The sequence below is a fragment of the Pseudomonas sp. F2 genome (genome assembly GCF_057174385.1).
In genome coordinates, this window is sequence record NZ_CM169904.1 from 2,578,384 (window position 1) to 2,591,919 (window position 13,536).

A 13,536-nucleotide genomic window follows, 5' to 3' on the forward strand; every position below is an offset into this window, starting at 1 on the left:
TTGATGCGGGCTTTTTCATGGGTACGTAAAAGTAAATGGTGTCACCACTGCAGGGTGATCTGGCTCTCGAACTCGCGCTTCTCACCGGTGACCGGGTCGACAAACCGCAGTCCCTGCGCCAGCAGTTTGAGCGGATTGGCGTAGTCATCCTCAACGTCTTTCAACACCTGCGGATAAAACGGATCGTTGCAGATACTCGCGCCCAGCGCAGTCATGTGCACGCGCAACTGATGCTTCTTGCCGGTCACCGGATACAGACCATAGCGCCACAGATCACCGTTCTTTTCCCGGACTTCCACCGCCGTTTCAGTGTTCGCCAGACCCGGGCCTTCCTGCATGCGGAAGAACGGTTCGCCGTCGATCAAGCGACTTTTGTGCACCAGGGGAAACGCCAGCTCCGGCAGCGCACGGGCAATCGCCTCATAGCGTTTATCGATCTGCCGGGTCGGAAACAGCGACTGATAAGCCGAGCGGGTTTGTGGGTTGGCCGAGAAGATCACCAGCCCGGCGGTGTGCCGGTCGATGCGGTGCAATGGCACCAGATGCGGGTTATCGAGGCGGCGGATCAGACGACGCAGCAACGTCTGCTCGACATACTCACCAGCGGGCGTGACTGGCAGAAAATGCGGTTTGTCCGCCACTACCAGATGCTCGTCCGCATAGAGGATCGACTCGACCACCGGAATCGGCTTTTCATCCGGCACTTCACGGAAGTAGTGAATGCGCAGCCCTTCCTTGTACGGCAGATCCAGCGCAATCGGCTGACCCTGACCGTCCAGCACCCGGCCCCGGACAATCCGGTCAAGCCATTGCTCGCGACTGATCGCCCTGAAATGCTCACACAGGCAATCAAGGACGGTCGCCCAAGGCCCCGGAGGAAGGTAAAGGGTGCTGGCCTGATTCTGCGCAGCAGAAAACGTTGGTGTGGACATACGGAAATTCGAACCCTCAATGCAGGCCGGCATTATCCAACACTGAGCGAAACGAACCTAGTGCGGAATCCGCGGCCCGCCTCAGGCCGGAATCGACTTGAGTGCCGCAGCTTCGGTAAACTCCTTGAGCCAGCGCAACACATCGACCGCCTCCCAGCGTCCCGGGTCATACAAGGCGTACAACAACCCCTGATAACCGACCACATCCAGTTGTTTGTGATAACCGGCACGCTGGAACAACGCTTCGATCTCGGCAAAGCAGGTGTTGAAATGCAGTTTGTTGAATGGCGTCTTGCCCTCCGTGACCAGCCCGTCCAGGCGCAACTCGAGGACCGCCTCGCGCACCACGTCAACCGACATCCGGTTCACGCTGTTCTTCAACTGTTCGACATTGACCACGGTTCGTCCCTCTGACTGCCGGATTCACCTGCTCAAGACTTCACAAGCAGCAGGTCAACCCAATTACTGTATGCGCATACAGTAAACGAATAAACCGCAGAGTGCCAACGCGACGATGGTCGCTCGCGACCAGCGGATGACAAATCGCTCAGCGCAGGAATGCCACCACCTGATCGGCACTGAACGGCCAATTCAGTTCTGCGCCAGTATCCACTCGGCGCAATACAGGGATCCGCAGGCTGTAAGCCTCATACCACGATTGATCCTCTGCAATATCCACCAGTTCCACCAGCAAACCGTGCTCGACAAACGGCATCAACTCGGCTTCTGCCACCTCGCACAGATGGCATCCCAAGGTGCCGAACAACTGACATTCAGGAGGCATGATCGCTCAACCGAAAAAATGAGCGTTCATTCTAGGCCCGCCTCGAAAACCCGTCGAGCCAGCGCTGCCAGATGGCCGGCGCACCGCAGCAAACAAGCAAAACCCTGATGCAAATCAGTCCACGGAAAAGCCAATCAGGCGATGCTCCCGCGCTTTTTGCCTCTACGCTTGAGAAGCCTGAGCCTGACATCGGAGTGCCTTGTGTTTGCCAACCTGTTGATCATCCTCGCCTCATCCCTGGTGATGATTGCCCTGTTCCGCCGCCTGCGCTTGCCACCGGTGCTGGGCTATCTCTGCGTGGGCCTGATGGTGGGACCGACTGCTTTCAACTGGGTCAACGAGAGCGAACATCTGCCGGACGTGGCCGAACTGGGGGTGGTGTTTCTGCTGTTCTCGCTGGGCCTGGAGTTTTCCCTGTCGAAGATGATCGCGCTGCGCCAGGTGGTGTTCCGCCTGGGCAGCCAGCAGGTAGTGCTCAGCACCGGATTGCTCGGGCTGGTGCTGATCCTGTTGGGCATGCCGTGGGCCCCGGCCCTGTTGCTCGGCGCCGGACTGTCATTGTCGTCGACGGCAATTGTCACCAAGGAATTGGGTAGCCTGGGCGAAGTGTTCAGCAGTCACGGGCAGAACGCGGTCGGGGTCTTGCTGTTTCAAGACGTGGTAGCGGTGTTGTTGCTGACCCTGGTGCCAGTGTTCGCCGGAAGCAGCGCGCAAGCCTGGTACTGGGCCTTGCCCCTGACATTGGTGAAGACCGTGGTGCTGTTTTTCGGTCTGTTGCTGGCCAGCCGCTGGTTGCTGCCACGGCTGTTCCATGAAGTGGCGGCCTCGCGTTCGGCGGAATTGTTCGTGCTGCTGGCGCTGGTGATTGTGCTGTTGACTGCATGGCTGACGCACCTGCTCGGCCTGTCCCCTGCCCTTGGCGCATTTCTGGCCGGGATGCTGCTCGGCGAGAGCCACTACCGCCATCAGATCGAAGCTGACATCCGGCCGTTTCGCGACATTCTGCTCGGGGTGTTTTTCGTCAGCATCGGCATGCTGATCGACCTGCAACTGTTCGTCAGTCACAGTGTGTTGATTCTCGGCCTGACCCTCGGCCTGATGCTGATCAAGGGCACGGTCGTCGCGCTCTTGGTGAAATGGCGCGGCAGTGATCACGAAACCGCCTGGCGCAGCGGCCTGGCCCTGGCGCAGGGTGGGGAATTCTGCTTCGCCTTAATGGCGCAAATGCAACAAAACCAGATGCTGCCTGCCGAGCTGGGCGCCCTGCTGCTGGCGGCAACCTTCTGCTCGATGCTGCTGACACCTCTGCTATTGCGCGCCGCGCCGCAAATGGCCGCGCGCCTGCACCGCAAGCCGAACCAGGAGGCGCAAATCGAGGAAATCAGCGCCCTCAATGCCGGGCTGGATCAACACGTGGTGATCTGTGGTTACGGCCGTGTCGGTCAATCCATCGGCCGCTTCATGCGCAACGCCAATCAGCCTTATATCGCGCTGGATAACGATCCGGTGCGAGTGCAGGAAGCCGCAGCCGGCGAAAGCGAGGTGCATTACGGCGATTCTGCGCGCGGCGACCTGCTGACCGCCGTCGGACTGTTGCGCGCCCGGCTGCTGGTGATCGCCGTGGATCAGAGCGATGTCAGCCTGCAAATTCTCAAGGAAGCGCGCCGGCTCAATGCGCGGATACCGATTCTGGTGCGCACCCGCGACGACAGCCAATGGGCTGAACTCAAAGCCGCCGGCGCCAGCGAAGTGGTGCCGGAGCTATTGGAGTCGAGCCTGATGCTCGCCTCCCACGCCTTGGTCATGCTCGGCCTGCCGGCGCATAAGGTGCAGGAGCAAATCGATCAGGTGCGCATTGACCGCTATCGTCTGCTGCATGGCTTCTATCCCGGCGCGGAAGACGAGGAAGCCTAGTCCTGGCTCACCGCGCCGATCTTGTGCAGCGACAGGTCGGCGCCGTAATACTCTTGTTCCTGACTCAGGCGCAGGCCGTGCAAGACCTTGATCACGCCGTAGACGGCGAATCCGCCGATCAGTGCCACCAGCACACCCAGCGCGCTGCCGATCAACTGACTGATCAGGCTGACGCCGCCAAGCCCTCCCAGCGCAGTCTGGCCGAAGATGCCGCAGGCGATCCCGCCCCACACGCCGCACAGACCGTGCAACGGCCACACGCCGAGCACGTCGTCGATGCGCCATTTGACTTGCGCGGCGGTAAAGCACCAGACGAACAAGGCACCGGCCAGTGCGCCGGTTACCAGCGCGCCTACCGGATGCATCAGGTCGGAACCGGCGCAGACGGCTACCAGCCCGGCCAGCGGGCCGTTGTGCAGGAAGCCTGGGTCATTGCGCCCGGCGATCAGTGCCGCCACGGTGCCGCCGACCATGGCCATCAACGAGTTGACCGCCACCAGACCGCTGACGCCCTGCAAGGTCTGCGCGCTCATCACGTTGAAGCCGAACCAGCCGACGATGAGAATCCACGAACCCAGCGCCAGAAACGGAATGCTCGACGGCGCGAACGCCACCAGACGCCCATCGCGATAACGCCCGTTGCGCGGACCGAGCAGCAAAACCGCCGCCAGCGCCAGCCAGCCGCCCATGGCGTGCACCACCACGGAACCGGCGAAATCATGGAACGCCGCGCCAAAGCGCGCCGTCAGCCAGGCTTGCAGACCGTAGTTGCCGTTCCAGACCATGCCCTCGAAAAACGGGTAGATGAACGCCACGATCAGCGCTGTCGCACACAACTGCGGAACGAATCGCGCACGCTCGGCAATCCCGCCGGAGATGATCGCCGGAATCGCCGCGGCAAAGGTCAGCAGGAAGAAAAACTTCACCAGACCGTAACCGTGATCCGCGCTCAGCACCGCCGCCGGCTGCATGAAGGTCACCCCATAGGAGATCCAATAGCCTATAAAGAAATAGGCCAGCGTCGAAACGGCAAAGTCACTGAGGATCTTGGACAGTGCATTGACCTGATTTTTCTGGCGCACCGTGCCGACTTCAAGGAAGGCGAAACCGGCGTGCATCGCCAACACCATCACCGCACCGATCAGAATGAACAACGTGTTGGAGCTGTGGACCAGCGTGTCCACAGCGCTTTGCAGATTTTCCATAAAAAGGCAGACCTGAAGGCTAGAAAGGCACCAAAGCGGTTCGCGCGGACAATTCATGCACCAAGTTGCGCCCGGCCAGGCACCGCAGTGACGCTGCAGTGAACCGCTTTGGCGCACAAGGTCAATGTCCTGACACGGACCAGGATTATTTGAGTTAAGGTTTTGCTGCATGTACGCCCGCCAACAGCGCACGAGCGCGGCAGAACGCACCAGGACATAGCAAAAGCTGTACCAGTCATTTGTACTGAACCTTCGCGCAAGGCTCATACTCGAACGCTTCAGACGTCACTTACGGAGATCCACCCATGGCCAGCATCAAGGCAAAGACCGCTCAAGAAATCCTGATGAACGACTTCCAGACTCTGGTCGCCGACACCGAGCGGTTGCTCGAACACACCGCGACGCTGGCGGGCGATCAGGCTGATGAGCTGCGTGAGCAGATCCACGACAGCCTGTTGCGCGCACGTGAAACCCTGAAGCTGACCGAAGACACCCTGCGCGATCGCGGTCAGGCCGCCGTCACCGCGACTGAAGACTACGTGTCGGCCAATCCCTGGCAGTCGGTGGGCATTGCTGCCGGAGTGGGCTTTCTGATTGGCCTGCTGGCCACTCGGCGCTGATCATGTCGATCGGCGAATCCGGCCTGGGGTCGGGCACCTCATCCTCCACGCGGCGTCTGGGCGCCGCTGTTCTCGGCTTGCTGCACAGCCATGTCGAACTGTTCGGCATCGAGTTGCAGGAGCAGAAAGCACGCACCGTCAGCCTGTTGCTGTTCGCAGGCCTGGCACTGGTGTTTGCCCTGCTGTTGCTGGTCGGTCTGTCGACGCTGGTGCTGATCGTGTTCTGGGACACTTATCGCCTGGCGGCAATCATTGGCCTGTGCGTGTTCTACACCTTGGCCGCCGCTTTCTGTGGGCTACGCCTCAAAGCAGCCGTCTTCGATGAATCCTCGCCCTTCCACGGCACGCTGGAAGAGTTGGCCAACGATCGGGAGCGCCTGTTGCCATGAGCTTGCCTGAACTGCCGCACAACAGCTCGCGCCGGGAAATGCGCAAGGCACTGATCCGCCTGCGTATGGAAATGCACCGGCAGGAAATCCGCCATGAAGCCGGGCAAGTGCTGCAACCCTTGCAGCGCATGCGCGGGATGACGCAAAACCTGCAAGCAGGTTTCGGCATCAAGCACGCGCCGCTATGGGGCGTGGCCGCTGTGACCCTGCTGGGGTTTATCACCGGCAAGGGCGCAAAAAGCGGGGGCGTCGGCGGTCTGACCCGACTGATACGTCTGGGCACCAGCCTCGGGCCGCTGATCAGACTGGTAATGCAGAGCTCTGGCAAACGCTGAGCCGGCGCATCTGGCTGCATTCTTGCAATATCCGCGGGATGAACCTCTTTACCCGGAGGTTCAATCCCGCGCGCCTACCCGGTCGGCGGGGTTCACCCAGAACAAGAACGACTAAGGAGGCCCCGTGATCGACGGGCAACCGCTCGCCTGCTTTCAACCTTTCATCGATACCGCCACTGGGCGCATTGCAGGCGTCGAAGCATTGGGTCGCCTGCGCCAGTCCGATGGCCAACTGGTCTCGGTCGGGCCATTGTTCGCCGACCCGCGCACACCCGCCATCGCCCTGCGCCGCCTCGACCGACAGATCCGCGACAACGCCCTGAGCCGACTGAATGAAGCCCCCCCGGAGTGGTTTCTCAGCCTGAACATGTCGCCACGCTGGATCAGTCGCCTGCGCGCCGATCAGCCGCTGCCCAGCCTCAAGCAAATGTTGCGACACGACGTCGACCCGCAACGCATCGTGTTCGAGATCACTGAGCTGGGCGGCAACAGTCAGCGTCTGGCCGAAGTGGTGGCGCGTTATCGCGACGCGGGAGCGCGGATTGCGATTGATGATTTCGGCGCCGGTTATTCGCAGCTCGATCGGGTGCTGGCCCTGCAGCCGGACATCCTCAAACTCGACATGCGCCTGTTCCAGGCTGCCGCACTCGGCGGGCCGAGCAGTGATGTGGTCAAGGCACTGGCGCAGATGGCCGAGAAGACCGGCTGCTGGATCATTGCCGAAGGCGTGGAAACCGAGGCCCAGCTCAATTTCGCCCTGGAATGCGGTTCGCGCTACGTTCAGGGTTTCCTGTTCGCCCGGGCGCAGGAGGCGCTCTATCCAACGGATGCCTTCGTGCAGCGCTTCGCTGAATTGCGCCAGCGTTACGTGCGGCAGAAACTGGCCGAACGCGGACGCCTGATGCAAATGCGCCAACAACTCAGCGAACTGATGGCGATTCTCCAAGCCTGGGCTCAGGCCCACGCACCGCTCAGTGCGCTGCCGCAACTGGAAGCCTTTCCGTGGTTGCTGCGGTTCTACCAATGCGACCGGCATGGCACCCAACTCACGCCTAACCTTGAATGGCGCAACAACGGCTGGGTCGCCGATAACCGCTACCTGGGCCACAACTGGTCATGGCGCCCGTACTTCTATCATTTGCTGGCCGAAGGCTGGGAGGAACGTCGCCTGACGCTGTCCAGCACCTACCGCGACGCCACGAGCAACCAGTATTGCCTGACCGCCGGGCAGTTCTTCGATAACGGCGAGCGCCTGCTGCTGATCGATATCGATGCCGCGGGCCTGTAGTTCCGCTTGCAGGTGCGAGCCTGAACCGGGAAGCTAGGGCAACAGTCATCCCAGTCACCGACGGAGAGAACCAGCCTTGGATTGGCAGACCCTGCTCAACCGCGAACGCCTTGGAAAACCGCTGCACAGCCCGCAAGAGCTGGGCCGCAGCCCGTTCCACAAAGACCACGACCGCATCATCTTCTCCGGCGCCTTCCGCCGCCTGGGGCGCAAGACCCAGGTGCATCCGGTATCGAGTAACGACCATATCCACACCCGTCTGACCCACTCGCTGGAGGTCAGCTGCGTCGGCCGCTCGCTGGGCATGCGCGTCGGCGAAACCTTGCGCAGCGCCCTGCCCGACTGGTGCGACCCGAGCGATCTGGGCATGGTCGTGCAATCGGCCTGCCTGGCCCATGACATCGGCAACCCGCCATTCGGCCACTCCGGTGAAGACGCCATTCGTCACTGGTTCCAGCAAGCCGCCGGGCGCGGCTGGCTCGACGGTATGAGCGAAGCCGAGCGCGGTGACTTCCTCAATTTCGAAGGCAACGCGCAGGGCTTTCGGGTGCTGACTCAGCTTGAGTATCACCAGTTCGACGGTGGCACCCGCCTCACTTACGCCACCCTCGGCACCTATCTGAAGTATCCGTGGACCGCACGTCACGCCGACTCGCTGGGCTACAAGAAACACAAGTTCGGCTGCTATCAGAGCGAACTGCCACTGCTGGAGCAGATCGCCCACAAGCTCGGCCTGCCACAACTGGAAGACCAACGCTGGGCGCGGCATCCGCTGGTGTACCTGATGGAAGCGGCTGACGACATCTGTTATGCACTGATCGACCTCGAAGACGGCCTGGAAATGGAACTGCTGGAGTACGCGGAGGTTGAATCGCTGCTGCTCGGCCTGGTGGGAGACGATCTGCCGGAAACCTATCGCCAGCTCGGCCCGCAGGATTCGCGTCGACGCAAACTGGCGATCCTGCGCGGCAAGGCCATCGAGCACTTGACCAACGCCGCCGCCAGGGCGTTCGTCGAACAACAGGACGCATTGCTGGCAGGCACTCTGCACGGCGACCTGGTGGAACACATGCACGGCCCGGCCAAACGCTGCGTGCTGAACGCCAAGGACATTGCGCGCAAGAAGATTTTTCAGGACAAGCGCAAGACGCTGCATGAAATCGGCGCCTACACCACCCTGGAAATTCTCCTCAACGCATTCTGCGGCGCCGCGCTGGAGCAACATGGCGGCCGCACGCCGTCGTTCAAGAGCCGACGCATCCTCGATCTGCTGGGCAACAATGCGCCGGATCCCCATGGCCCGTTGCACACTTCGTTTCTGCGCATGATCGACTTCATCGCCGGGATGACCGACAGCTACGCCAGCGACATGGCGCTGGAAATGACCGGACGTTCCAGCCACTGACAGAACACTGCGCTCACCGGGTCGCCATGACTGCCCGGTTGAGCGCGTGGTCCATTGAACCGGCGTTACGGTTCGCGATATTTGTGACTTCCAAGTGTCATTTGTTTAACACTCAGAAAAACCGGACAAACTCTGCTTCTTCAATACTCTACAAGCAACTTAAGACATTCAGATAAACAAATATCCTAAACACTTCCTTACGCGACACTGAGTTTGATCGTAGTCGATTTCCCTTTAGCGTGTAGGACTTATCCTATATCGCTGCTAGAGCCGTGGGAGTTCATGCGGCCGCTCATTTATCTGAGCTAAGGTGCGCGCTTTATTCGCGCACGTATGGGATTTGATTATGAACTCCGTTTTTATTGTCGATGATCACCCCGTCATCCGGCTTGCCGTTCGGATGCTGCTCGAGCATGAAGGTTACAAGGTCGTCGGCGAAACCGATAACGGGGTCGATGCCATGCAGATGGTCCGCGAATGCATGCCCGACCTGATCATCCTTGATATCAGCATTCCCAAACTCGACGGCCTGGAAGTCCTCGCCCGTTTCAACGCCATGGGGACCCCGCTCAAGACCCTGGTGCTGACCGCACAATGCCCGACCCTGTTCGGCATTCGCTGCATGCAGTCCGGTGCATCCGGTTATGTGTGCAAGGAAGAAGACTTGAGCGAACTGGTCAGTGCCATCAAGGCGGTACTTTCCGGTTACAACTATTTCCCCAGCCAGGCATTGAATCCGGTGCGCAGCGATGATGTGCGTTATGCCGAACTGGAGTTATTCAAGTCCGTCAATGACCGGGAACTCATGGTTCTGCAGTTATTTGCCCAAGGGCGCACCAATAAGGAAATTGCCAAAGGCATGTTTCTCAGCAACAAGACTGTCAGCACCTATAAAAAACGCCTGATGCAGAAACTGAAAGCCAGGTCTCTGGTGGAACTTATCGAGATGGCCAAACGCAACGCACTAGTGTGAGAGCCCGAATGCCCAGTCGTTTAAAGATCTATCTTGCCCTCTGGTGCGCGAGCCTGTGCCTGACGACTCAGAGCCATGCCGACCTCATCACGGCGCAAGAGTATGTGCTGCGCAGCCGTTCGGGTCATGAAGCACTGTCCGTGACACTGGAGCCTGCGCAGCGACAATGGCTGCAGACTCGCAGCGAACTGGTACTGGGCACTTCCGCACCGGATTATCCGCCGTTCGATATGACGGCCAGCGGTCGCGATTACGAAGGATTTACCGCTGATTACGCCGGCCTCCTCGAACAGGCCAGCGGACTGCCAGTGCGGGTCCAGCGCTTTGCCTCACGGGAAGCCGCCTTGCGCGCATTGAAAGCCGGTCAGGTCGACATGCTCGGTACCGCCAACGGTTTCGAAGCCAGCGACGCGGATATCCTGCTTTCAACGCCCTACGCCATCGATCAGCCGGTACTGGTCACCCGTGAGGACGAAACCCGCACGCTCACCCAGGGCCTGGCCGGTCTGCGCCTGAGCATGGTCTATCACTATCTGCCCCAGGACGAGGTCCGGGCGCTGTATCCGAAAGCCATCCTGACCTCCTATCCGTCCTATCAAAACGCAATCAACGCGGTGGCGTTTGATCAGGCCGACGTGTTTCTGGGCGATACCATTTCCACCCACTACATGATCAACAAGGGCTATCTCAACAACATCCGCATGGCCAATTTCGGCAAACAGGAAGCCCACGGTTTCAGTTTTGCCGTACACGCCGAAAATCCTCAACTGCTGGCCATCATCAACGCCGTGCTACAAGCCATACCGACCAGTGAACGGGACAGCATCGCCAAGCGCTGGAGCGCCGGCAGCGACATCCTGCTGACCGACCAGAAGCTGCAATTGACCCATCATGAAGAGCAGTGGCTCAAACAGCATCCGGTGCTGCGTGTGGTGGTGAACGAAGCGTTCGCCCCGCTGACGTTCTTCGACAGCGATGGCAATCTGCGCGGCATTACCGCAGACCTGCTTGAGCTGCTGCGCTTGCGCACCGGCATGCGCTTCGAACTGGTGCGCAGCCGCAGCGACGGCGACATGGTGGAACAGATCAATCAGCATCGGGCCGATCTGATCGCGGCGCTGCTTCCCAGCCCCCAGCGGGAAAAAACCCTGCAATTCAGTCGCCCTTATCTGGAAAACTCCTTTGTCCTGCTGACCCGCAAATCCCCCGACAGCCCGACACATCCGGCTCAGCTCAGGGGCAAATACCTGGCGATTGCCCAAGGCAGCCCCATGACCGATTACCTGCGCCGCGAGTTTCCCGATATCCGTCTGACCGAAACCTCGGACACCTTCGGCGCCGCGACATTGCTCGCTGAAGGCAGGGTCGATGGCGCGGTCACCTCACTGGTCATCGCCAATTACCTGATCTCGTCGCGGATCTTCGAACATCAGTTGCAGATCACCACGACCCTGGGCACTCGCCAGGCCGCCTTCTCGCTGGCCACGGCGCGTGACAACCGCGAGCTGAGCTCGATCCTCGACAAAGCGCTGCTGAGCATCAGCCCCGAAGAACTGGGCGTCATCAACAGCCGCTGGCGCGGTTTTTCCAATGCCGCGCAAAGCAACTGGCATCAATACCAGCGCCTGTTTTACCAACTGATCGGGGCGGCATGCCTGCTGCTGTTGCTGTCACTGCTCTGGAACGCCTACATGCGTCGCCAGATCAAGCAACGTCAGGCCGCCGAGCGCGCGCTCAACGATCAGTTCGAATTCATGCGCTCGCTGGTCAACGGCACCCCTCACCCGATCTACGTGCGTGACCGCCGGGGTCTGCTGCAAAGCTGCAACGACAGCTATCTCGAAGCCTTCAACGCCAAACGCGAAGACGTGATCGGCAAGAGTGTCATGCAGGGCACCCTGAGCAATGCCTTCGAAGCCCAGGCCTTCCAGGCGGATTACCAACGGGTGGTGGCCGAAGGGACGCCGCTGCTGCTCGACCGTCCGCTGCACATCGGTGGCCGGCGCCTGACGATCTATCACTGGATCCTGCCGTACCGCGACTCCAGCGGCGAAGTACAAGGGATCATCGGTGGCTGGATCGACATCAGTGAACGTCGCCAATTGTTCGATGAGCTGCGCACGGCCAAGGAGCAGGCGGACAACGCCAATCGCGCCAAAAGCACCTTTCTGGCGACCATGAGCCACGAAATCCGTACGCCGATGAATGCCATCATCGGCATGCTCGAACTGACGCTCGAGCGTATGAGCGATCAGGCACCGGATCGCTCATCCATCGAAACCGCTTACTGTTCGGCCAAGGATCTGCTGGGCCTGATCGGCGACATCCTCGATATCGCACGAATCGAGTCCGGGCACCTGAGTCTGAGCCCCGAGCGGGTCAATCTGGTCGAAACCGTGGCGTCAGTGGTCAGAATTTTCGACGGCCTGGCCCGCCAGAAAAACCTCGCCTTGCCCCTGACGGTCAATCCTCCCGGACTCGCCGTCGACGTGGAGCTGGATCCGTTGCGCTTCAAGCAAGTCCTGTCGAACCTGATCAGCAACGCCATCAAATTCACCGAGCGCGGACAAGTGCGCATTGCGCTGGACGTACGACCCAACGACGCGGGCGTGTATTCCCTGATCCAACTGACCATTCACGACACCGGAGTCGGAATCAGCACCGAAGATCAACAACGCCTGTTCGAACCGTTTTCCCAGGCCGACAGCGGTCGACAACAGGCTCGAAGTGGTGCGGGACTGGGGCTGGTCATCAGCCGAAACCTCTGTGAAATGATGGGCGGTCAACTGCAGCTGAGCAGTCAGCCCGGGATCGGCACCCAGGTCTGCCTGTCGTTGCCGTTGCAGACGCTGCCGTGCAAGGCCACCGCAGCGAAAACCGCGCAGCCAATCGCCCCCTCTGCGACACCGCTGAACATTCTGGTGGTTGATGACCATCCGGCCAATCGCCTGCTGCTGTGCCAGCAGCTGGAATTCCTCGGTCATCGTTTCAGTGTTGCCGAAGAGGGGCGAAACGCATTTGCAATCTGGCAGACCGGCGAATTCGACCTGGTCATCGCAGACTGCAACATGCCAGTGATGAACGGCTATGAACTGACCGAGGCCATCCGCCAACAGGAACGGCGCACTGGCCGCACGCCTTGTACGGTGCTGGGCTTCACGGCCAACGCCCAGCCCGAAGAGGTCAAGCGCTGCAAACAGGCTGGCATGAATGACTGCCTGTTCAAACCCTTGAGCCTCAGCGCCCTGAACCATTGGGTCAATGGGTTGCGACCGGCAGCGCCTGAACCGGCGTTCAATCTTCAGGGCCTGAATCAGTTGACCGGTGGCAATCCGCTGCAAGCCCGGCGCCTGCTCACACAGTTGCTCAAGAGTAGCCGCCTTGATCGCCAGGAGCTTCTGGCCCTGGCCCCGCACAATGACCGTGAAGCCTTGGCGGTCGTGGCACACAAGATAAAGGGTGCCGCCCGGATCGCCCAGGCCTCGCGCCTGATTGCCTGTTGCGATGCGCTGGAACAAGCCTGCCTGCAGACAACCTCGCTGGCGACCATCGTGCGCTGCACCGAGGCCACCGACGCAGCGATTGTCGAACTGGAGCAGGCATTGCAGCGACAACTGGAACCTTTGGAAGAAGGCACACTGGGCGAGCCTTAACTATGCTTGGACGCTGAGCAGTGTGTTTACTTCAATGG

Annotated in this window: 12 protein-coding genes; 8 read left to right on the top strand and 4 right to left on the bottom strand. The window is 60.4% G+C overall.

The window, feature by feature from the left end; genetic code table 11:
* Positions 1-41: 41 nt before the first annotated feature.
* The 3 genes from AC193Q_RS11415 to AC193Q_RS11425 form a co-directional block, all read right to left on the bottom strand.
* Complete coding sequence (locus AC193Q_RS11415; RefSeq protein ID WP_121186488.1) at positions 42-932, bottom strand: pseudouridine synthase; 891 nt, start codon at positions 930-932, stop codon at positions 42-44.
* A gap of 81 nt (positions 933-1,013) precedes the next feature.
* A complete protein-coding gene (locus tag AC193Q_RS11420; RefSeq protein WP_003226726.1) occupies positions 1,014-1,331 on the bottom strand; it encodes a transcriptional regulator in 318 nt (105 codons plus the stop codon).
* A 148-nt stretch (positions 1,332-1,479) separates the two neighbouring features.
* Positions 1,480-1,716: a glutaredoxin family protein gene (locus AC193Q_RS11425; protein ID WP_047295422.1), complete on the bottom strand. Its 237-nt coding sequence runs from the start codon at positions 1,714-1,716 to the stop codon at positions 1,480-1,482.
* 201 nt (positions 1,717-1,917) lie between these two features.
* Here AC193Q_RS11425 and AC193Q_RS11430 point away from each other — a divergent pair, with 201 nt between their 5' ends.
* Positions 1,918-3,630 carry a cation:proton antiporter gene (locus AC193Q_RS11430; protein WP_047295424.1) on the top strand — a complete coding sequence of 571 codons (1,713 nt, stop codon included), beginning with the start codon at positions 1,918-1,920 and terminating at the stop codon, positions 3,628-3,630.
* On the opposite strand, the gene AC193Q_RS11435 is transcribed toward AC193Q_RS11430, so the two are convergent.
* Complete coding sequence (locus tag AC193Q_RS11435; protein ID WP_121186490.1) at positions 3,627-4,835, bottom strand: ammonium transporter; 1,209 nt, start codon at positions 4,833-4,835, stop codon at positions 3,627-3,629. The genes AC193Q_RS11430 and AC193Q_RS11435 overlap by 4 nt on opposite strands.
* Before the next feature lie 305 nt (positions 4,836-5,140).
* Here AC193Q_RS11435 and AC193Q_RS11440 point away from each other — a divergent pair, with 305 nt between their 5' ends.
* The 7 genes from AC193Q_RS11440 to AC193Q_RS11470 all read left to right on the top strand — a co-directional run bounded on the left by AC193Q_RS11440 (position 5,141) and on the right by AC193Q_RS11470 (position 13,498).
* A complete protein-coding gene (locus AC193Q_RS11440; protein ID WP_025113166.1) occupies positions 5,141-5,455 on the top strand; it encodes an ElaB/YgaM/YqjD family protein in 315 nt (104 codons plus the stop codon).
* A 2-nt stretch (positions 5,456-5,457) separates the two neighbouring features.
* Positions 5,458-5,844: a phage holin family protein gene (locus tag AC193Q_RS11445; protein ID WP_041069617.1), complete on the top strand. Its 387-nt coding sequence runs from the start codon at positions 5,458-5,460 to the stop codon at positions 5,842-5,844.
* Positions 5,841-6,179 carry a hypothetical protein gene (locus AC193Q_RS11450; RefSeq protein WP_041069615.1) on the top strand — a complete coding sequence of 113 codons (339 nt, stop codon included), beginning with the start codon at positions 5,841-5,843 and terminating at the stop codon, positions 6,177-6,179. The genes AC193Q_RS11445 and AC193Q_RS11450 overlap by 4 nt, the downstream gene beginning before the upstream one ends.
* Before the next feature lie 124 nt (positions 6,180-6,303).
* Positions 6,304-7,467: an EAL domain-containing protein gene (locus tag AC193Q_RS11455; protein ID WP_121186492.1), complete on the top strand. Its 1,164-nt coding sequence runs from the start codon at positions 6,304-6,306 to the stop codon at positions 7,465-7,467.
* A 76-nt stretch (positions 7,468-7,543) separates the two neighbouring features.
* Positions 7,544-8,872: a deoxyguanosinetriphosphate triphosphohydrolase gene (locus AC193Q_RS11460; protein ID WP_003226741.1), complete on the top strand. Its 1,329-nt coding sequence runs from the start codon at positions 7,544-7,546 to the stop codon at positions 8,870-8,872.
* Positions 8,873-9,218: 346 nt separating this feature from the next.
* On the top strand, positions 9,219-9,845 hold the full coding sequence (locus AC193Q_RS11465; protein WP_041069609.1) for a response regulator transcription factor: 627 nt from the start codon (positions 9,219-9,221) through the stop codon (positions 9,843-9,845).
* An 8-nt stretch (positions 9,846-9,853) separates the two neighbouring features.
* Positions 9,854-13,498 carry a transporter substrate-binding domain-containing protein gene (locus AC193Q_RS11470; protein WP_483879548.1) on the top strand — a complete coding sequence of 1,215 codons (3,645 nt, stop codon included), beginning with the start codon at positions 9,854-9,856 and terminating at the stop codon, positions 13,496-13,498.
* Positions 13,499-13,536 lie beyond the last annotated feature (38 nt).

Bases quoted from the DNA above. Each gene is read 5' to 3' on its own strand.
- AC193Q_RS11415 (WP_121186488.1), bottom strand. From the start codon at position 932: ATGTCCACACCAACGTTTTCTGCTGCGCAGAATCAGGCCAGCACCCTT.
- AC193Q_RS11435 (WP_121186490.1), bottom strand. From the start codon at position 4,835: ATGGAAAATCTGCAAAGCGCTGTGGACACGCTGGTCCACAGCTCCAAC.
- AC193Q_RS11470 (WP_483879548.1), top strand. From the start codon at position 9,854: ATGCCCAGTCGTTTAAAGATCTATCTTGCCCTCTGGTGCGCGAGCCTG.
- AC193Q_RS11450 (WP_041069615.1), top strand. From the start codon at position 5,841: ATGAGCTTGCCTGAACTGCCGCACAACAGCTCGCGCCGGGAAATGCGC.
- AC193Q_RS11425 (WP_047295422.1), bottom strand. From the start codon at position 1,716: ATGCCTCCTGAATGTCAGTTGTTCGGCACCTTGGGATGCCATCTGTGC.
- AC193Q_RS11445 (WP_041069617.1), top strand. From the start codon at position 5,458: ATGTCGATCGGCGAATCCGGCCTGGGGTCGGGCACCTCATCCTCCACG.
- AC193Q_RS11465 (WP_041069609.1), top strand. From the start codon at position 9,219: ATGAACTCCGTTTTTATTGTCGATGATCACCCCGTCATCCGGCTTGCC.
- AC193Q_RS11440 (WP_025113166.1), top strand. From the start codon at position 5,141: ATGGCCAGCATCAAGGCAAAGACCGCTCAAGAAATCCTGATGAACGAC.